The following is a 16,652-nucleotide window of genomic DNA, read 5'->3' as shown; positions in this document are numbered from 1 at the left end:
GCGGCGCTCTGCGTCAAGCGCGCTGAGCTTCCCTTATGATGATTTTTGTGTGACAGCTTCAACGCCACCCATTACGCGGCCACCGTCGACCACGAATGATGGTGCCCAGCCTGGACCTTTGACAAAGCGTTCGGCCCGTTCTCGACCCCATGCCGAAACACCTGGTGTTCCGCCCCAGAGCGTGTCCCAGTTGGGTTCGTTGCAGCGCTTCTGATCCCAGAAATCACCATTCTCTGCTAGATAGTCGATAAGGGCTTCTTCGGTTTCGAATGGTGGGCTTACTGGCGTTCCCTCTGAGACGGTTTCCCAAACCTGAAACCAAACAGCATCCTCGTCTTTCCACGGTCGGTAATACTCGGGGTCAGGCGCGGTGTTTTCACTGGCCCAATGCGTGACGCCGTGCGGATAGCAGTCTTTTTCATAGCCCTGTGCGCCGCCGCTTCTAATGCGGTCGAAGTCCGCCAGCCAGTTGGCGGCAGCTTCTTCGTAGGTCTCGTCCATCATAGGCTGAAAGCCCATGCGGCCATTGGGTCTTTCCGTCACCGGGTGGTCCCAATTTGCTGGTACTCGTCGAATTTCTCGGCCCATGTTGGTTCCCTTTAGTCGTTTCCATTTCGGATCGCGCAGAAGGCAGTTAGGTCAACGCGACCGCCACCGGGCAACGGCGCTTGAGAACAACCTAGGCGCTCGCCCCATCGGTCCAGCCAGCCATCGGCATCAAACTCTGTGTGCTCGCAGCACCATGTGTGCAAAGTGATCCATTCGCCTGTAGTGCGCAGCATTGCCTCAAGGCATTGATCGTGGGTCTTATCGGCCATCGTGGTTCCCTTGTGTTGATTTGATGATTTATCTACAGGTTCGCAGCTTCAATCTACGAACCCGTAGTCTGAAAATTAGCCTGTAGAAATTAGGCCATGCCAAGTGCGGTTTTATACATATCCAGCACGGCTTCTTCTTCGGCGATATCGTCCTTGTCGCGTTTGCGCAGGGCAATCACCTTGCGCATGACTTTCGTGTCGTAGCCGCAGGCCTTGGCCTCGGCCATGACCTCTTTTTGCTGCTCTGCAATGTCTTTCTTTTCCGCGTCCAGGCGCTCGAAACGCTCGATGAACTGGCGTAACTCGCCAGCGGTGACACGGTAGCTTGCGGATGATTGGTCGTCGCCGGAATTGTGGCCTTGGCCGGGGGCTGTGTCTGTCATGTTTTCCTGTTCTTTCTGGTGTCTATCGAACGATGGTGATGGAATCTTGCGCTCTGGTGATGGCTGTGTATAGCCACCGCTTCGCGTCCTCGCCAAAGATGCCGCTTTCGTCGTAAGCGATCACATTGGGCCATTGCGAACCCTGCGCCTTGTGGCAGGTCAGGGCATAGCCGTAGTCGAACTGCTGGCTCTGTTTCAGGTCGCGCCAGTCCAGATCCTCCACGCCACCCAGAAAGAACTCCTGCCGCACGCTGACGATAAAGCCCGCGCGGTTCGGCTGGTCCTCCGAGTGAACCCGCAGGCGGAACTTGGTTGCGCCGCGCTTCTTGTGCAGAACCTGCTTCACCGAGAAAATGCCGCCGTTGAAAATGCCGGTGGCCCGGTCATTGCGCAGGCAGACAAGGCGGTCATCGGTTTCCGGTGTGGGCCCGGATCGGCCGAGAATGCGCCTGATCTTCTTGTTGTAGGCGTGGCGGGTGACATTCTTGCCGACCAGAACCTGATCGGCGTCCAGAATGTCCTCACTGGTCAGGACGCCTTTGCGGATAACGCGAGACGTGCCGTAGTCGCCATAGTCCAGCGCCTCGCCCTGCCGCACAGCCGTTGCCAGTTGAATGATCGGATTGCCTTCGGCCTGTCTGTGGATCTCGGTCAGCATCGCGTCGGGCGTGGCTTCGGTGAAGTAACCCGCGCCCTTGACTGGGGGCAGCTGGGCGGGATCACCCAGAACCAGAACCGGCTTGTTGTAGCGTAGCACGTCCATTGCCAGTTCTTCATCCACCATCGAACACTCGTCGATCACGATCAGGTCTGCGGACGCACAGGCGCTGTCCTCATCCCAGACGAAGGTGAACGACCCGTCATCACCTTCCACCGCCGTGTAGATCGTGGAGTGGATCGTGGCCGCGCCCTCGCAGCCAGAGCGGCGCATCATCAGCGCAGCCTTGCCGGTGAAGGCCATATAGACCACGTTCGCCAGACCTTCGGCCAGGTGCCGGGCAATGGTGGTCTTACCGGTGCCGGCATAACCGAACAGCCGGAAAATCGGCTGGCGGTTCTCGGTGTTGAGCCAGTCAGACACGGACGTGATGGCGTCGAGCTGCTGGGGCGAAAACAGGGGAACGTTTGAGCCGTCCATTACTTTCCGCCTTTCCGGCGCGCATCGCGGGCCATTTCTTCCATCGCAACGCGCATGAAGAACTGGTTGTTGTGCTGGAGCCCTTCGAGAAAGAGCCTCCATGCCACATCGGGGGTTTGGAACATTTTCAGCCTCTTATGATTGTTATGCCGATGAAGCCGCAGGCGACGACAGCGCCCATAAGGCCAACGGCAGGGGACGCCATGCAGGCCGCCCCGAGTACGAACCCGCCCGCGAAGGACAGGGCGACGTTACGAACGGCTCTTTCGCGGGGGGGTAGGTGCATTGGGTTTCCTCGGGAACGGGATGACATTGGCAGGAAGCGGCACGGCCTTGCGGGCCTGCGCCATTTTCAGGGCGTCGCGGCGGCAGATACCGCTCGCCGCGCACCGTTTTGGCGTGTCACAGACGCATCGCTGCATCAGAACGGGATTTCGTCGTCGTCGATCCCGCTGCCACCCCAGCCGCCGCCAGTGTCTTGAGGCTGGCCGCCGTTGCTGGCGCTGCTGTTGCCGCCATCCTTGCGGCTGATCTTCATCGAGAAGTATTTGCGGCCGTCTTTCTCACCCTTCCAGACCGCCATGCGGTGATTGGGGTGAGTGTCCATCGGTCCCGAACGATCAGGCGCGCGGTCGTTGCCCTTCTTGTCGTTGGGGAACAGGGGCCCGACGCGCTGGTAAACCACCGGCATGAGGTCGCCATCGCGCTTGATGCGCTCCATCACGACGATGATCCGGGTTTCCGCGCCCTCGACGTTCATCTTGCCCTGGCCGAAAAGTTTCTGATCCTCGTAGGGCTGGAAGAACACGCCCGAGTTGTTGTTGTCGAAATTTCCTGATCCGTCAGCCATAAGCTATCCTTTCGATCTGTTTCATGACCGGCTTGGTGGTGTCGAAACGTTTCCACCATTCCGGGTAGGTTTGCGTGAACCGCCGCCAATCGTCCGGGTGCATGTCAGCTTTCATCCGGTTGCAGTCGAGGCAGCAGGGGGTTGTGCGACGCCCGCCAAGTTTGCGGGGCATCACGTGGTCGAGGGTGAAGGCGCAGCCGGATTTGGACCCGGCTGGCTCAAGGATGCGCTTGCAGTAGGTGCACCATTTGCCCTTTTCCTGCCTGCGGCCCCTAAGTGCTTTTTGGCGGCGGACTGAGCGCCGCCTGTCCTTGTTGCCGCGTGCCATCACCAACCATCATCTGCCGGGGCCGTGTTTTGACGGTTGCCGCTGGCAGGCGGGGTTTTGTCGGCGGGTGGCGCTTCATTTGCTGATGGCTTGTGATTGGCCTCTGGCCCCTGCGTCATGTCAGGGTCATCGCCGGTTTCAAGCTGGAGCGTTTTGAGTACCGCATATTTTACGGCGTAACTCATCGCCTTGCCTGGCCCCTTGTCCTGCGGGTCGATCCCGTAGCCGGGGCATGGAACGTCGATAAACTCCTCTGGAGCGTCGATATTCACAAACCGGACTGTCACCTTTGCCTCGGTGCGGTTTCCATCCTGACGCAAGGCCAGATCAACAGGGTAGTAGACAACGCCCTGTTGGATGAAATGATCCCGCACCAGTGCCGTGACCTTATCGTGGGACACAATGGAGTAGTTCATGCCCCGCTTTTTTTCCTTCTGGATGTACTGCACGCCCTGCATGATTGCGTGGATGCGCTGCCAGAGGTTCTTGGTGCTTTCGATGTTATCCTTGGGCATCGTAGGTCCTTTCATGTTCAGCTTTCATCGCCGCCAGCACCGCTTCTGCCCGCGCCAAATTGTTCTGGGCGTGCCAAAGGCGCTTTTCGCAACGAATGCGAAAGCTGTTCCAGGCTTCGGCTTTTGTCGGGTAGGCGAATTTTTTTCGCGTATTGAGCAAGCAGAGCTTTTTGTGGCGCTCGCGGGTGTTGACGCCAAATTGGCCGCCTAACCGATGGTAATATTCGGGGACGAGCCAGACACCGCATGGTGTTCGACGTAGGATGTGCCAGCGTTCGAAGTGGATGCTGGCAATCGGGTCGTCATGAAATTCCCAGAAGTCAGCACCGCCATTCACGCGCCACCAGTAGACAAGCGGATGATCTGGGTGCTCGTCGCCGAACACCCTTCGATCGTCAATTCTCATTTCTCCGAGGCCAGCCAGCATCAGGCGGCCTCCTTCTTGTCTTTGTGGATGTTGATCAGGACCGAGCCCTTGGCGTTGCGCTTCAAGGTCACGCGCTCGCCGTACAGCTCGTTCTCGTCCTCGCGCATCAGGCCTTTGAGTTCCTTCTTCACCTCGTCATGCCGTGCGGCCTGAGCCTTGGTGATGATGAACTCGTCGATCAGGGCGGGCGCGCGGTTGTCGCCATCGAGGCTGCGTTTCTTCCAGCCGTTGCGGGGCACGGTGTCCGCAATCTTGGTGGGGACAACGACCTTGGCTTCTTTGGGTTCGCCGTAGAAGGTGGGCGCCGGGCGCTCCTGCGTGGCGATGTGACGCCAGAACCGGACACAGGTTTCGATGTAGTGGTCCTGCCATTCCTGGCTTGCGCCAACCCAGATGCGCTCGGGCTCATCCGTGCCGCAGATCACCGAGAACAGCAGCCGATCCACGCCCCAGCAGATCATGTGGTGTTGCAGCTGAGGCATGTAGTAATCCGCAGCCTCGTCGGCGTTTTTCCAGCGGCCCGTGTGCTTGACCTCGATGGGGTAAACGGTGCCCGCATGGTCGCGCAGCAGGGCGTCAGGGTGAGAGCCGAGGATTGGAGCCTGTTCGTTCAGGCCCGAGGCTTCCGGCTGGAACTGGGCCCAGTGTTGCGTCTCGTCGGCCTTGTTGGCGAATTTCGAGAACTGAAACGCGCCACCGGTTTCCTCGTTCAGTCGCCGGGTGGTCCAGTCGAGGTGGAAGTCCTCGGTTTGGATGCCCAGCTGGACCTTGAAGTTGTCGCTCAGATCGGCGCGCTCTTTCAGGCCCATCTTTTCGGAGTAGACCTTATCGAAGTCACCGGCCAACAGGTCGCGGGCGTCCGAAGATCCGATGTATTTGCTGCGATCGTCCATAATTCAGTCCTCAGTGTTTGGTGTTGATCCGGGCTTCCATCAGCTGACGGTTTTGCTCCGCCAGATCGGTGATGTTGTTCAGGGCTTTTTTGACTGTTTCCGGGTCTGCGCCTGCGCCGATTGCATAGACGATCCATGTCCCGGCTTGTTCCAAGGCGGTTTGGACTTTGGCCGCTTGATCCTTGCCTGCGGCGGCTAGCCCTTGGTCGATTGCATGGCAGAGCGCGCGACGCTCTGAGTTGATTTCGAATGCGAGATCGAAATGTTTCATAGTCAGTCTTTCAGTTTGGGGAGGATGTGGCGGAGGGCATTCAGCAGGGCCGCGCGCGGTCCTGTGAGGCGGTCGAGTTCTTCCTGCATGTCCGACCAGGCGGGAAAGAACTTGGCGGTGGCCGATAGATTGCTCAGTGCAACCATCACCATTTGGGCCGGATAGTCGGCGAGCCGCTGGACATAGGTTGCCAGCATGGCCTCGCGGTCCTGTTGGTCCAGTTTCTCGTGCTTGGTGGTCAGCCAGAGCTGATACAGGGCAGCGCGGATTTGGCCGCTATCCTGCGTTTGATCCGTCAGCGAGGCCGCCGCGTGCTTCACCTGTTCCCGCGATGTGCTGCGGGGCAGATACCAAGTCGCGTCCAGAATGCGGGCGATGTGAATGCAATCGTGCTGATTTTCCAGATCCCGCAAGGCCGAGAAGCTGGCGATCTGCGGACCTTCAAACGCGCCCAGCAAGGAAAGCGCCGACCGAACGCGATCTTCCTCCGTCCGCTTCAGCTGCAATTCGGACTTTTCCCGGCTTGCGGCGCTCAAGGATAGTGCGAATGTTCCGCTCGAATGCCTTGTTTGGGTCGGTGGTGGTGAGCCCTGTGCGATGGGCAAATTTGATGAAGTCATCGACAGCTTCCTTCATATCGAAATCGTGGTGGGGGAAATCCTCAAGCAGCGCGTCAACCGTGACGCTTGAGGGCCAGAACTCGGCCGGGATTGGTCCCCCGGCATATCGGTCAGGGAAGGTGAACCCGCGCTCCGCGCGCCCGATCAGGCCCGATGACAACAGGTCAGTTACAATCTGGCGAACCTGCGTAATTGGCAGCTTCGTCTTTCGGGCGATGGTTGCGGGCGACGGGTTGCATTGTCCCGTGTCCATGTTGTGAAAGCTGGCAATCTGAAACAGGACCAGCTTGTGCATCGGTTCTAAGGTGTCGGTGTCAGCGACGAACCGGGTTGCGTGGTATGACATTGATCGAAATCCCCTGTGGTCACATCGACCACCCGAGGTTCCCAGCGCATTGCCTTGCCGCCGCGTTTGACTTTCACTTTTCGCCAGCCTTCAATCCTGATCCTCATCCCGCTTTTCAGCGCCGTGAGTGCGTGGCTTGTGTCGAGGATTTTGGACTTTCTGCTGGCGACGTTTGAGCCGGACGTGACTTGGACAAGCAAGGGAGCCTCACCCGCCTTGATGGCGAGTAGATCAGCAAAGCCGAACAGGTCTTGCCTGATCCGGGCATGAGGGTTCCATCGTTCAACAATGGCCACCGTCCAGCCGTCCTTTTCCAAGGCGGCTTTGCTTCTCTGGGTGGGTGAGGTCATGCTGCTTGGCCGGTCCCAATGCCCAGCTTGGTAAGCTGTTTGGCGAAGGCGCGGTTTTTGCTGTTGACGGTTTCCAGCTTCGTCGTCAGCTGGTTGACCTGCTCCTGAAGGTCGAACGCTTCGGCCTTTTTGGCCTCTAGTTCTTTCTTCAGTTTGTCGTGGTCGTCCATGTTGGGCAGGATGCCCGGTGCGGACGGCAGGGTGACAGGGGCTTTCGAGGGTTTTTCGGCTTGCTTGATCGTGTTCTTGTTCAGGATCGGCTTGCCGTTGTCGTTGGTTTTGACGGGCGCGGCCTTTTGGCTCTTTTGCTCGTCCTTGGGTTGAGAGATTTTCAGCGATTCGGTTGGTGCCAAGGGACTGCTCCTTTGAAGTTCGGCAGTTTACAGAAATTGCCTAACCATTTGATTAGACAGGGGGTGAAAACGAGCCTGCGCTACAAAATTATTGTTGTAAATCAAGGAAAAGCCACGGTCTCCAAAACCGTAGGTCGCGGGTTCGAACCCTGCTGCCCCTGCCATTTCCCAATATCGCTGACATCCACGCGCCAATTTGGGCTATTCCTTTGCATTCCGGTTTCCTCGGCCCGGCGATTGGCATATTGTCCGGCGAAACACCCAAGGACCGGATGAGGATACATGTCGCGTTTCGATGGATATTTCCTGCGGCAATTGCTGATTCTGTTCGGCTTTTTCACGCTGGTTCTGGTGGGGGTCTTCTGGATCACCCGTTCGGTCAGCCTGTTTGATCGTGTGATCAGCGGCGGTCAATCGGCGATGGTGTTTCTGGAATTCACCGCGCTGACCCTGCCGACCCTGATCCGAACGGTGATGCCCATGGCTGTGTTTGCCGCCGCCGTTTATGCCACCAACCGCCTGAGCCGCGAAAGCGAGCTGACGGTTATGTTGGCGACGGGCTCCAGCCCATGGCGTCTGGCGCGGGCAGTATTTCTGTTCGGGCTAGTGACAGGTTTGATGATGGCCGCGATAAGCGTGTTTCTGCGCCCGGCCTCGGTCGAGCAGCTTGAACAACGACAGGCCGAGGTCGCAGGCGATGTCACCGCGCAGCTTCTGAACGAGGGTGAGTTTCTACATCCTGCCAGCGGCGTAACGGTTTATATCGGACGGATTGACCTGGATGGTACACTGTACGAAGTCTTCGTCTCGGACCGCCGGGATCGGGCCAGTACAGTCACCTATTCCAGTAAAACCGCTTATCTGGTCAACAATGGCAGCGGCATTCATCTGGTTATGGTGGACGGGGTGGCGTTGCGCTTGGATCAGCAGGGCAGGACCTTATCATCGACCCTGTTCGAGGATGCTTCATACGACATATCCGAACTGGCTCATGGCAACGATATGAGCCAACGAAGTCTTGAGGCGATCCCGACCCTTGAATTGTTGGAAAACCGTCAGGCGTTGACCGCAAACGAAGGGTTCAGCGAAGGAGAGCTGGTGGATGAGCTGCACCAGCGGTTCTCATGGATTGCCATCTGCGTAGCGGTGGCCATGGCGGGATATGCAACCCTGATGCTGGGCAGCTTTTCCCGTTTCGGTTTGTGGCCGCAGATTTTTGGGGCGTTTACTATTCTCGTTTTGCTGGAAGGTGTTCGGGGGTTCGTATCGCCTATTGTGATCGACGATCCCGCGCTGTGGGCGGTTCTCTACCTGCCCGCCGTGATCGGCATCCTCATATCCTGCCTGTTCTTGCTGATTGCGGGGCGACCACTTTTGCGGAAAAAGCCGCGAGAGAGCGATCTCGCCTGGCCGCAGGCCTAAGCCGTCCGCAATTCCTGCAGGCAATCTAGAACATCGCCAAATGCTGGGCTGTCGCGGCGCGTGACCAGATAGAGCGGCAACATCAGGTCATAGGCATCTGCAACGGGCGCAACCTGCCCAGAATGAAGGTATTCTGCGATGACATAGCGTGGGAAATACCCTAACCCACCGCGCCGCAGGACATAGCGTAGGGCCATCATGCAATTGCCCAGAAACACCGTCTGGCCCGAAGCCCGATGCGCGGCGGATCGAATGTGATTCTGATAGACCTCCCCCAGTTCCAAATTGACGAAAATCGGGTCAGTTCCGGTATCAGGGGTCTGGACCAGCACCAGTCTCTCGGGTGGCAATTCGTGAAACATGACCCGTCTGTCCGACGGTTTCTCATGGGTCAAGGCCGCGTCAAGAACATGGGTGGCTACCGCATCAACCATATTCAGGTCATGATCATAGTTGAGCGTCAACAGCAGCTGCCCCAGGTCGTCCTCATAGCGGATTGCCAGATCGACCAGCAGCGGGTCCCAGATGCTCAGTTGCGCGCCCAGGCGCAGGGCGACCCGGTTCTGCGACTGCGCGGGCAGATCGCGTGAGGCAAAGGACCAGAGCGACAGCATCTGTTCAGCATAGGGCCGGAACTGCCGCCCGAATTCGGTCAGGCCGGTCCCGCCTGCCCCACGGGTGAACAGGGCTTTGCCGGTTTCATCCTCGATCAGACGAATGCGGGCGCTTACAGCGGTTTGCGTCACGTTCAGCTTGCGGGCGGCAGCGTGGAAGCCTCCGGTCTCGGCGACGCACAGAAAGGTCTCAAGGGCTTTGATTTGCATGTTGAAAGTATTTTTTGATCGAAGTGATAAAATCAATTCATTTTTTCGCTCAGCTGGAGTGGAGTAAGCTTTCGTAAATGGATCGATGAAAGGACCGCTTCCATGCTGGACAAAAGCCACAAACCCACTTGGACCAGTTTCGAAGAGGCGACAAAGGCCGATTGGGATGCCGTGATGGAGTATGAAGAGGCGTACAACGCCGCTTTGCCCGACCGTATTCTGGACGCTATCCGGTCGCTGGACGAGGAGTGGACGCCATACCCGGTCAACCGCTATCAGCATAGTTTGCAGGCCGCGACCCGCGCTTACGAAGATGGGGCTGATGAGGAACTGGTGGTCGCTGCTCTGATCCATGACACCGGCGATATCCTGTCGCCCTACAATCACGGTGAGCTGTCAGCGGCGATGATGAAGCCCTATGTCAGCGAGAAGACCTATTGGATTTTGAAACATCACTGTGTGTTTCAGGGCTACTACTATAACCACCACCTTGGCGGCGATCGCAACGCCCGCGACAAGTACCGCGACAGTCCTTATTGGGAGGACTGCCGCTATTTCTGCCATGAATACGATCAGAAGGCGTTCGACCCGGACTACCCGACCAAACCGTTGGAGTTCTTCGAGCCCATGTTGCGCCGCGTGTTGAACAAGGGCGAAGGGCACATGGAGCTGAACGAAACCTCGGAAAGCTAGCAGGCCGCCATCAGGCGATAGACGATCTGAGCTACAGTGAAGTCCCAGGCGGCATTGCCGTCGGGGGCCAGTTCGACCACGTCAAAGCCCACGCATTTGCGGCCTTTAAGGGCATGTTCGACCAACCGCAGGGCTTGGTAGTAACCGAGCCCGCCCGGAACCGGGGTGCCGGTGGCAGGCATCAACGAAGGGTCCAGACCGTCCACGTCAAAGCTGACATAGACCAGCTCGGGGAAATCCTCGGGCAGGTCGACGGCGTGGATGTTGCCTGTGACCAGTTCCTCGGCGTCGACGTGGAATACGTGGTTTTTCAGACGGCTTTTGGCCTCTTCGGTGGAAAAGGCGCGGACGCCGAATTGGGCCAGTTTGATGCCCTCTTCGGTCAGCAGATGCATGACTGAGGCGTGCGAGTGTTTCTTGCCCTGATAGGCGTTGCGCAGGTCCGCATGGGCGTCGATCTGCACGATACCGACGGGCTGGTTCAGCGCCCGCGCCACGCCCATCACCGCACCATAGCTGAGCGAATGTTCCCCGCCCAGTGTGACCGGCACCTTGCCAGCGCGCACCGCAGCCTCGGTGCGTTGCGCAAGGCGTTCCATCACTTCGGGCAAGGGGCCGTCGCAATCCAGCGGGTCTTCGGTGAAGATGCCTTCGACGCAGGGTTCCGCGTGGCCTGTGATGCGTTCCAGTTCATTGCTGGCCTCGATGATGGCTGCGGGACCGTTGGCGGTCCCTGATCCGTAAGACACGGTACGCTCCAGCGGCACGGGGATGACGCGGAACCGGGCGTCTTCGCTGCGCTCAGCGGCGGTCAGTTCACTGTCGAGGAAAATGCTCATGAGAGGCGGTCCTTAAAGTCGTCATAGCCGAATAGTTTGATAATCTTCAGCGCGTCCGTTTCGCTGTTCCAAAGGGCGATTGTGGGCAGGGGTACCCCGTTGAACGTGTTGGTCTTGACCATCGAGTAATGCGCCTGATCGAGGAAGGCAAAGCGCTGCCCTATCTCCAGCGGTTTGTCCCATGTGTAGTCGCCAATCACGTCACCAGCCAGACAGGAGGGGCCACCCAGACGGTAGGTATGACCTGCTTCGGCCTCGTCCATCAGGGCAGGGCGATAGGGGGCCTCGATCACGTCGGGCATGTGGCAGGTGGCCGAGATATCGGTGATCGCAAGGTTCATGCCATTGGTGGGCAGGTCGAGGATTTCGCCGACCAGAATGCCAGCGTCCAAGGCGACCGCCTCGCCGGGTTCCAGGTAGATGTCGACGTTGTGCGTTTCGCGGATGGTCTTGATGAAAGCGATCAGCCCTTCGCGGTCATAGTCATCGCGGGTGATGTGGTGCCCGCCGCCGAAATTCAGCCATTTGAGCTGACCGAGGAAGGGTTTGAGCTTCGGCTCAACGGCAGCCCATGTGCGTCGCAACGGCTCGAACCCCTGTTCGCAGAGCGTGTGCATGTGCAGCCCGTCGACTCCGATCAGTGTGTCTTCGGACAGTTGGCTGACGGGTGTCCCAAGGCGCGAGCAGGGCGCGCAGGGGTCGTATTTGGGTATCTCGCCTTCGGAATGTTCTGGGTTGATGCGCAGGCCGACCTGAACGTTCGCGGCTTGGACTTTTGCCAGGAAGCGGTCCGTTTGCGTGGGTGAGTTGAAGATGATGTGGTCGGACAGCGACAGGATTTCGTCGATATCTGCGTCTTTGTAGCCAGCGCAGAAGGTTGCAACCTCACCGCCATATTCCTCGCGACCCAGTCGTGCTTCGTAGATGCCACTGGCGCAGGTACCGCCGAGGTGGTGGCGGATCAGAGGGGCCAGTGAGAACATCGAGAACGCCTTGAGCGCGCTGAGGACATGTGCGCCGGACCGGGTGCCGATCTCTGAGAGGATGGTCAGGTTCCGCTCGACCGCTTTTTCGTCGACCACAAAGCAAGGTGTGGGGACGCGGCTGAGGTCGAAATTGCGGAAGGCGCCGGCGTCTCCGGCTTGGGTCGTCATCATGTCGGACATGTCCGGCGTCTCCGATTGTGGTGAGGCCGGGGGCTCTGCCTGTCGCCATTGGTGCTTGAACCAATGGCGCATCAATGGCGACCCCCGAGGTACTTTTGAACAGAAGAAGTTCTGGGGATTAGAATTCGACGGGACCGTCAAGTTCATGAACTTGCCATGGCAGGCCGTGATTGTTCAGCATATCCATGAAGTCATCGGGGTCGAGTTGTTCCATGTTCCAAACGCCCGGCTCGCGCCAGTTGCCTTTCAGGACCTGTGCCGCGCCGATCATCGCGGGAACGCCGGTGGTGTAGCTGACGGCCTGGGAGCCGACCTCAGCGTAGCATTCTTCATGGTCGCAGATGTTGTAGATATAGTAGGTTTTTTCGCCCGAGCCGTCCTTGGCCTGACCTGTGGCGATGTCGCCGATGCAGGCTTTGCCCTTGGTTTCCGCGCCCAGATCGCCGGGATCGGGCAGCAAGGTTTTCAGGAACTGGATCGGGATTATCTCTTTGCCGTCATGCATCACCGGATCGATGCGGGTCATGCCGACGTTTTCCAGCACTTTGGCGTGCATGATGTAGGCGTCGCCGAAGGTCATCCAAAAGCGGGCGCGTTCGATCTCGGGGAAGTGGGTGCTGAGGCTCTCCAGTTCCTCGTGATACATCAAGTACATGTTCTTGGGACCGATGGCGGGGAAGTCGAACTCGACCTTGTGGGTCATGGCGGAGGAATGTTGCCACGCGCCGTTTTCCCAGTGACGCACTTCGGCCAGCACTTCGCGCAGGTTGATTTCCGGGTTGAAGTTGGTGGCGAATTCTTGATCGTTGCTACCGCCATTGGCGTCCAGCACGTCGATCTGGCGGATCGTGTCCAGCTTGTGTTTCTTCAGCCATTTGGCGAATACGCTGGTCACACCCGGATCGAAGCCAGATCCGAGGATGGCGGTCAGGCCCGCCGCTTTGAAGCGCTCCTGATAGGCCCATTGCCAGTGGTATTCGAACTTGGCCTCGTCCTCGGGCTCATAGTTCGCGGTGTCGATGTAGTGGATACCGGCCTCAAGACACGCATCCATCAGCACCAGATCCTGATAGGGCAGGGCGAGGTTCACAAGGATTTCCGCGCCGGTTTCTTTGATCAGCTTGACCGTGTCTTCGACCTTGTAGGCGTCCAGTTCGGCAGTAGCGATATCTACACCAACGCGGTCTTTTACGGCTGCGGCGATGGCGTCGCATTTCGATTTCGTGCGGCTGGCCAGAGTGATCTCGGTGAAGATGTCCGAGTTCATCGCCATCTTGTGCACGGCTGCGTGGGATACGCCGCCGGCGCCGACAACCAGTGTTTTGCCCATGGTCTGTCTCCTTCTTATTCGTAATAGGTGTAGCCGTTGATTGAGTCGCGATAGGCGCTCATCAGGGTTTTGCGGTCCTTGGCTTGCAGAGTACCGGTAGAGATCGCCTCGTCTACCATTTTGCGGAAGGCGGCAACGCAGTCTTGCGGGTCGAACTCGACATAGGACAGGACCTGACTGATCGTGTCGCCCTCTTGCTCGTGCAGCAGGTCGAAGCCGCCATCGGCGCGCAGGTCGATGGTGACGACGTTGGTATCGCCAAACAGGTTGTGCAGATCGCCGAGCGTTTCCTGATAGGCACCGACGAAGAAGACGCCCATGAAGTACTCGCCGTCCTTGGGCAGGGAATGCACCGGCAAGCTGGGTGAGACACCGTCGGCCAGAATGAAACGGTCGATCTTGCCGTCGCTGTCGCAGGTGATGTCTGACAAGACGGCGCGGCGGTCGGGGGTTTCGTTCAGCCCTTGGAGCGGCACGATCGGGTGTAGCTGGTCGATCGCCCAGACATCGGGCAGGGATTGGAACAGCGAGAAGTTGCAGTGGTAGATATCGGCCACTTTCTCAAGCTGATCGTCTACATCCGTGTCCAGATCATCGCTTGCGGCCAGCGCCTTGAGGCGGGCCATCAGCGACAGATAGATACGCTCGGCGCGGGCCATCTGGCGCAGGTCGACATAGCCGCGACGGAACAGGGCGCGCAGTTCGTTGCGGTAAAAGGTGGCGTCGTTCCAGCATTCTTGCAGACGATCTTGGCTGAGGTATCCGTGAACGGCAGCAAGGTCCGAAACCAGATGGTTGTCGTCAGGTTCCACATCCGGTGCGGTCGGTGCATCGTAAAGCGTGCTTTCCAGCACATTGAATACCAACATCGAGGATGTCGCCACCACCGCACGACCGCTTTCGGTGACCAGCGTTGGGTGGGCGATTTCGGCCTCATCCATCGCGTAGGCGACGGTCTCGACGACGTTGGCGCAGTATTCCTCGACAGTGTAGTTGATCGAGTTCTCAGCGGCCTTTTTCTCACCGGTATAATCCACGCCCATACCTCCGCCGAGGTCCAGATGGGTCAGCGGTACGCCCTCGCGGGTAAGTTCAGTGTAATAGCGGCAAGCTTCGCCGACGGCGCGGCGCACATCGTTGACGTCTTGCACCTGAGAGCCCAGATGCGAGTGTTGCAGCTTGAGGCAGTGTAACAGGCCCGCCGCTTTTAGTTTGTCCACCGTGGCGACTAGCTGGTCGGTGTTCATTCCGAAGGCCGAGCGATCGCCCGAGCTTTCTTCCCATTTTCCGCTGATCTGGTTGGTCAGTTTTACCCGCACGCCGATCAGCGGTTCGATGCCCAGATCGTTATAGACCTCGATCACCGTGTCGGCCTCTTTCGGGCTTTCCAGAACGATGACGGTGTTGAAGCCGATCTTGCGGGAAAGAATGGCCAATTGGATGAATTCCGCATCCTTGACGCCATTGCAGACGATCAGTGCCTCGGGGGCCAGACGATGGGCCAGCGCCACAACCAGTTCGGGCTTGGAGCCCGCTTCCAGCCCATAATTGTATTTCTTCCCGAACTCGACGATCCGGTCGACGACCTGTGCCTGCTGGTTCACCTTGATGGGGAAAACACCACGATAGGCGCCCTTGTAGTTAACGCGCGCGATGGCATCGCGGAAGCTTTCGTTCAGATGCGCAATCTCGTGTTCCAGATACGAGGTTACGCGCAGCACCATCGGGGCCTTGATCCCCCGGTCGTCCAGATCGGACAAGATACCGGGCAGGCTGATTGCGGCGGCTTCGGGGTGTATCGGGTTGCGCAAACCAATCTCGCCCTGCTCTGTCACCTCGATGAGGCCCTTGCCCCATTTTTCAACCCCGTAGATGGAATGCGGTGCGTCGGGCGTCTGTTTCAATCAAGTCAGTCCTTAACGTAGGGTGCCGGTTTAGCGCCCGCCAATACGGCAGCAATTTGATTCGTCCAAGTGTAATCTATGTATCGCGAATTGCCGAATTTAGGCCAAGGTGCGGATTGGGATCAAGTGGTTGTCCCAATGGCATTTGGCGCGCGCCATGATGTGGGCACCCTCGGTGATCTCTCCGACCGCGCCGGTGCCTGTGGTAAAGACAAATCCCTGCTCGGCAGAGCCGATGCCGCAGACATCCGTCAAGGAATAGGCCGCAGTCAAATTGCCGGTTTCGACATCGAATTGATGCAGCGCGTTTCCTCGGGGGCAGGTGATGGCGACGGTTTTGCCATCACTGGCGAAAGCGATGCTGCCCGCGTAGCCCTGAAGGGTGCTCTGTTCTCTCTCGGGCGCGGTCAGCAGGCGCGGGGCCGTGCCGCGCCGGTGCAGGCCCAGCAGCGGCGGGTGCCGTGTTTTGTCCCCTTGCCATTGCAGCGCAAAAGCCACCAGGCCGTCGGGCCGGACAGCCAGATGGCGGATCGAGTTTCTGTGCAGCGCGCGCGGCAGTTCCATTTGTTCTATAACCGCGCCAGAGTGGTCCAGATAGGTCAGGTTGGGGCGCATGACGGGCAGGTTCAGCTTGGTGCGCCCTGTTTCGGGATGGGTTTCGATGCCGCCATTGGCCACAACAAGTGTTTGGCCGTCGGGCATCAGGCGCATGTCATGGGGGCCGATGCTGCCCGAGGGGAACTCACCCATTCGCGCGTAATCTCCGGTATTCCAGACGCCGATCACGCCTTGGCCTGCCTCATAGTCGTTTTCTGTGGTGTAGAGCGTCGCCCCATCTGCCGAAAACACGCCGTGGCCGTAGAAATGGCGGTCTTCTGGCGCGTCCAACCGGGCGGTTTGGGCTCCGGTTGCGCAATCGATCACCAACGCAAAAGTGCCCGGTCGGCGGGCAAATGCCACCGCCTGCGCGCGCTGAGGGTGCGCGGCCGCCGCGTGACCCCTTGCTGGCAAGGGTAACGTGAACAGAATATCTCCCTCGGCACTCAGCCCCGCCAGCCGGTAAGAGCCATCGGGAAACAGCGCCGCCGCCAAGTAGTCGGGCGCGCCGACCGCTGCCCAACCGCCTAAGGGTGTCATGCTGGCGGCGGCAAGCCCGGCAAGAAAATGGCGGCGGCTGGTCAT

The 16,652-nt window shown here is 58.8% G+C and carries 23 protein-coding genes; 2 read left to right on the top strand and 21 right to left on the bottom strand.

What is annotated here, in order from left to right; genetic code table 11:
- Positions 1-33: 33 nt before the first annotated feature.
- The 15 genes from ACR0CA_RS15045 to ACR0CA_RS14975 form a co-directional block, all read right to left on the bottom strand.
- Positions 34-504: a hypothetical protein gene (locus ACR0CA_RS15045; protein ID WP_480899959.1), complete on the bottom strand. Its 471-nt coding sequence runs from the start codon at positions 502-504 to the stop codon at positions 34-36.
- Between the two features lie 95 nt (positions 505-599).
- Positions 600-818: a hypothetical protein gene (locus ACR0CA_RS15040; RefSeq protein ID WP_480899958.1), complete on the bottom strand. Its 219-nt coding sequence runs from the start codon at positions 816-818 to the stop codon at positions 600-602.
- Positions 819-907: 89 nt separating this feature from the next.
- On the bottom strand, positions 908-1,201 hold the full coding sequence (locus tag ACR0CA_RS15035; RefSeq protein WP_480899957.1) for a DUF2312 domain-containing protein: 294 nt from the start codon (positions 1,199-1,201) through the stop codon (positions 908-910).
- A 22-nt stretch (positions 1,202-1,223) separates the two neighbouring features.
- Entirely contained in the window at positions 1,224-2,339 is a 1,116-nt protein-coding gene (locus tag ACR0CA_RS15030) for an ATP-dependent DNA helicase (RefSeq protein WP_480899955.1), read from the bottom strand.
- On the bottom strand, positions 2,339-2,464 hold the full coding sequence (locus ACR0CA_RS15025) for a hypothetical protein (protein WP_480899953.1): 126 nt from the start codon (positions 2,462-2,464) through the stop codon (positions 2,339-2,341). Before ACR0CA_RS15025 ends, ACR0CA_RS15030 begins: the two co-directional genes overlap by 1 nt.
- Before the next feature lie 296 nt (positions 2,465-2,760).
- Entirely contained in the window at positions 2,761-3,189 is a 429-nt protein-coding gene (locus ACR0CA_RS15020) for a hypothetical protein (protein ID WP_480899951.1), read from the bottom strand.
- On the bottom strand, positions 3,182-3,517 hold the full coding sequence (locus tag ACR0CA_RS15015; RefSeq protein ID WP_480899949.1) for an HNH endonuclease: 336 nt from the start codon (positions 3,515-3,517) through the stop codon (positions 3,182-3,184). Before ACR0CA_RS15015 ends, ACR0CA_RS15020 begins: the two co-directional genes overlap by 8 nt.
- On the bottom strand, positions 3,517-4,032 hold the full coding sequence (locus tag ACR0CA_RS15010; RefSeq protein WP_480899947.1) for an ERF family protein: 516 nt from the start codon (positions 4,030-4,032) through the stop codon (positions 3,517-3,519). The genes ACR0CA_RS15015 and ACR0CA_RS15010 overlap by 1 nt, the downstream gene beginning before the upstream one ends.
- The gene (locus ACR0CA_RS15005; RefSeq protein ID WP_480899945.1) at positions 4,019-4,459 is read right to left on the bottom strand and encodes a hypothetical protein; all 441 of its coding nucleotides are present in this window, start codon (positions 4,457-4,459) and stop codon (positions 4,019-4,021) included. Before ACR0CA_RS15005 ends, ACR0CA_RS15010 begins: the two co-directional genes overlap by 14 nt.
- The gene (locus ACR0CA_RS15000) at positions 4,459-5,352 is read right to left on the bottom strand and encodes a hypothetical protein (protein ID WP_480899944.1); all 894 of its coding nucleotides are present in this window, start codon (positions 5,350-5,352) and stop codon (positions 4,459-4,461) included. Before ACR0CA_RS15000 ends, ACR0CA_RS15005 begins: the two co-directional genes overlap by 1 nt.
- A gap of 10 nt (positions 5,353-5,362) precedes the next feature.
- Positions 5,363-5,623 (bottom strand): hypothetical protein, encoded by a 261-nt coding sequence (locus tag ACR0CA_RS14995; protein WP_480899942.1) that lies wholly within the window; start codon positions 5,621-5,623, stop codon positions 5,363-5,365.
- 2 nt (positions 5,624-5,625) lie between these two features.
- Entirely contained in the window at positions 5,626-6,081 is a 456-nt protein-coding gene (locus tag ACR0CA_RS14990; RefSeq protein WP_480899940.1) for a hypothetical protein, read from the bottom strand.
- Complete coding sequence (locus ACR0CA_RS14985) at positions 6,065-6,589, bottom strand: helix-turn-helix domain-containing protein (protein ID WP_480899938.1); 525 nt, start codon at positions 6,587-6,589, stop codon at positions 6,065-6,067. Before ACR0CA_RS14985 ends, ACR0CA_RS14990 begins: the two co-directional genes overlap by 17 nt.
- Entirely contained in the window at positions 6,544-6,939 is a 396-nt protein-coding gene (locus ACR0CA_RS14980) for a hypothetical protein (RefSeq protein WP_480899936.1), read from the bottom strand. The genes ACR0CA_RS14985 and ACR0CA_RS14980 overlap by 46 nt, the downstream gene beginning before the upstream one ends.
- Positions 6,936-7,292, bottom strand: coding sequence for a hypothetical protein (locus ACR0CA_RS14975; protein ID WP_480899934.1), 357 nt, complete (start codon positions 7,290-7,292; stop codon positions 6,936-6,938). The genes ACR0CA_RS14980 and ACR0CA_RS14975 overlap by 4 nt, the downstream gene beginning before the upstream one ends.
- A gap of 282 nt (positions 7,293-7,574) precedes the next feature.
- Here ACR0CA_RS14975 and lptF point away from each other — a divergent pair, with 282 nt between their 5' ends.
- Positions 7,575-8,714: an LPS export ABC transporter permease LptF gene (gene lptF / locus ACR0CA_RS14970; RefSeq protein WP_170786887.1), complete on the top strand. Its 1,140-nt coding sequence runs from the start codon at positions 7,575-7,577 to the stop codon at positions 8,712-8,714.
- Here the strand turns inward: lptF and ACR0CA_RS14965 are convergent.
- The gene (locus ACR0CA_RS14965) at positions 8,711-9,538 is read right to left on the bottom strand and encodes a LysR family transcriptional regulator (RefSeq protein WP_480899932.1); all 828 of its coding nucleotides are present in this window, start codon (positions 9,536-9,538) and stop codon (positions 8,711-8,713) included. The two genes, lptF and ACR0CA_RS14965, sit on opposite strands and share 4 nt — an antisense overlap.
- Positions 9,539-9,640: 102 nt before the next feature.
- On the opposite strand from ACR0CA_RS14965, the gene ACR0CA_RS14960 reads away from it, so the two are divergent.
- The gene (locus ACR0CA_RS14960) at positions 9,641-10,231 is read left to right on the top strand and encodes an HD domain-containing protein (RefSeq protein ID WP_170752218.1); all 591 of its coding nucleotides are present in this window, start codon (positions 9,641-9,643) and stop codon (positions 10,229-10,231) included.
- On the opposite strand, the gene speB is transcribed toward ACR0CA_RS14960, so the two are convergent.
- From speB to ACR0CA_RS14935, 5 genes are all read right to left on the bottom strand, one after another.
- Entirely contained in the window at positions 10,228-11,070 is an 843-nt protein-coding gene (gene speB, locus ACR0CA_RS14955) for an agmatinase (RefSeq protein WP_480899930.1), read from the bottom strand. The genes ACR0CA_RS14960 and speB overlap by 4 nt on opposite strands.
- Entirely contained in the window at positions 11,067-12,236 is a 1,170-nt protein-coding gene (nspC, locus tag ACR0CA_RS14950) for a carboxynorspermidine decarboxylase (RefSeq protein WP_480899928.1), read from the bottom strand. The genes speB and nspC overlap by 4 nt, the downstream gene beginning before the upstream one ends.
- A gap of 118 nt (positions 12,237-12,354) precedes the next feature.
- Positions 12,355-13,566, bottom strand: a complete 1,212-nt coding sequence (locus tag ACR0CA_RS14945; RefSeq protein WP_480899927.1) for a saccharopine dehydrogenase family protein — start codon at positions 13,564-13,566, stop codon at positions 12,355-12,357.
- A 14-nt stretch (positions 13,567-13,580) separates the two neighbouring features.
- Positions 13,581-15,470: a biosynthetic arginine decarboxylase gene (speA, locus tag ACR0CA_RS14940; protein WP_170790738.1), complete on the bottom strand. Its 1,890-nt coding sequence runs from the start codon at positions 15,468-15,470 to the stop codon at positions 13,581-13,583.
- Between the two features lie 99 nt (positions 15,471-15,569).
- A complete protein-coding gene (locus ACR0CA_RS14935) occupies positions 15,570-16,652 on the bottom strand; it encodes a DUF1513 domain-containing protein (RefSeq protein WP_480899924.1) in 1,083 nt (360 codons plus the stop codon).

This window comes from Ruegeria sp. F12 (assembly GCF_056533885.1).
This window is presented reverse-complemented; position numbering and strand designations above follow the sequence as displayed.

What these genes read in the sequence shown, in the direction of transcription:
- ACR0CA_RS15045 (WP_480899959.1), bottom strand. Translation starts at nt 504, where the DNA reads ATGATGGACGAGACCTACGAAGAAGCTGCCGCCAACTGGCTGGCGGAC.
- ACR0CA_RS15040 (WP_480899958.1), bottom strand. Translation starts at nt 818, where the DNA reads ATGGCCGATAAGACCCACGATCAATGCCTTGAGGCAATGCTGCGCACT.
- ACR0CA_RS15035 (WP_480899957.1), bottom strand. Translation starts at nt 1,201, where the DNA reads ATGACAGACACAGCCCCCGGCCAAGGCCACAATTCCGGCGACGACCAA.
- ACR0CA_RS15030 (WP_480899955.1), bottom strand. Translation starts at nt 2,339, where the DNA reads ATGGACGGCTCAAACGTTCCCCTGTTTTCGCCCCAGCAGCTCGACGCC.
- ACR0CA_RS15025 (WP_480899953.1), bottom strand. Translation starts at nt 2,464, where the DNA reads ATGTTCCAAACCCCCGATGTGGCATGGAGGCTCTTTCTCGAAGGGCTC.
- ACR0CA_RS15020 (WP_480899951.1), bottom strand. Translation starts at nt 3,189, where the DNA reads ATGGCTGACGGATCAGGAAATTTCGACAACAACAACTCGGGCGTGTTC.
- ACR0CA_RS15015 (WP_480899949.1), bottom strand. Translation starts at nt 3,517, where the DNA reads ATGGCACGCGGCAACAAGGACAGGCGGCGCTCAGTCCGCCGCCAAAAA.
- ACR0CA_RS15010 (WP_480899947.1), bottom strand. Translation starts at nt 4,032, where the DNA reads ATGCCCAAGGATAACATCGAAAGCACCAAGAACCTCTGGCAGCGCATC.
- ACR0CA_RS15005 (WP_480899945.1), bottom strand. Translation starts at nt 4,459, where the DNA reads ATGCTGGCTGGCCTCGGAGAAATGAGAATTGACGATCGAAGGGTGTTC.
- ACR0CA_RS15000 (WP_480899944.1), bottom strand. Translation starts at nt 5,352, where the DNA reads ATGGACGATCGCAGCAAATACATCGGATCTTCGGACGCCCGCGACCTG.
- ACR0CA_RS14995 (WP_480899942.1), bottom strand. Translation starts at nt 5,623, where the DNA reads ATGAAACATTTCGATCTCGCATTCGAAATCAACTCAGAGCGTCGCGCG.
- ACR0CA_RS14985 (WP_480899938.1), bottom strand. Translation starts at nt 6,589, where the DNA reads ATGTCATACCACGCAACCCGGTTCGTCGCTGACACCGACACCTTAGAA.
- ACR0CA_RS14980 (WP_480899936.1), bottom strand. Translation starts at nt 6,939, where the DNA reads ATGACCTCACCCACCCAGAGAAGCAAAGCCGCCTTGGAAAAGGACGGC.
- lptF (WP_170786887.1), top strand. Translation starts at nt 7,575, where the DNA reads ATGTCGCGTTTCGATGGATATTTCCTGCGGCAATTGCTGATTCTGTTC.
- ACR0CA_RS14965 (WP_480899932.1), bottom strand. Translation starts at nt 9,538, where the DNA reads ATGCAAATCAAAGCCCTTGAGACCTTTCTGTGCGTCGCCGAGACCGGA.
- ACR0CA_RS14960 (WP_170752218.1), top strand. Translation starts at nt 9,641, where the DNA reads ATGCTGGACAAAAGCCACAAACCCACTTGGACCAGTTTCGAAGAGGCG.
- speB (WP_480899930.1), bottom strand. Translation starts at nt 11,070, where the DNA reads ATGAGCATTTTCCTCGACAGTGAACTGACCGCCGCTGAGCGCAGCGAA.
- nspC (WP_480899928.1), bottom strand. Translation starts at nt 12,236, where the DNA reads ATGTCCGACATGATGACGACCCAAGCCGGAGACGCCGGCGCCTTCCGC.
- ACR0CA_RS14945 (WP_480899927.1), bottom strand. Translation starts at nt 13,566, where the DNA reads ATGGGCAAAACACTGGTTGTCGGCGCCGGCGGCGTATCCCACGCAGCC.
- ACR0CA_RS14935 (WP_480899924.1), bottom strand. Translation starts at nt 16,652, where the DNA reads ATGACCAGCCGCCGCCATTTTCTTGCCGGGCTTGCCGCCGCCAGCATG.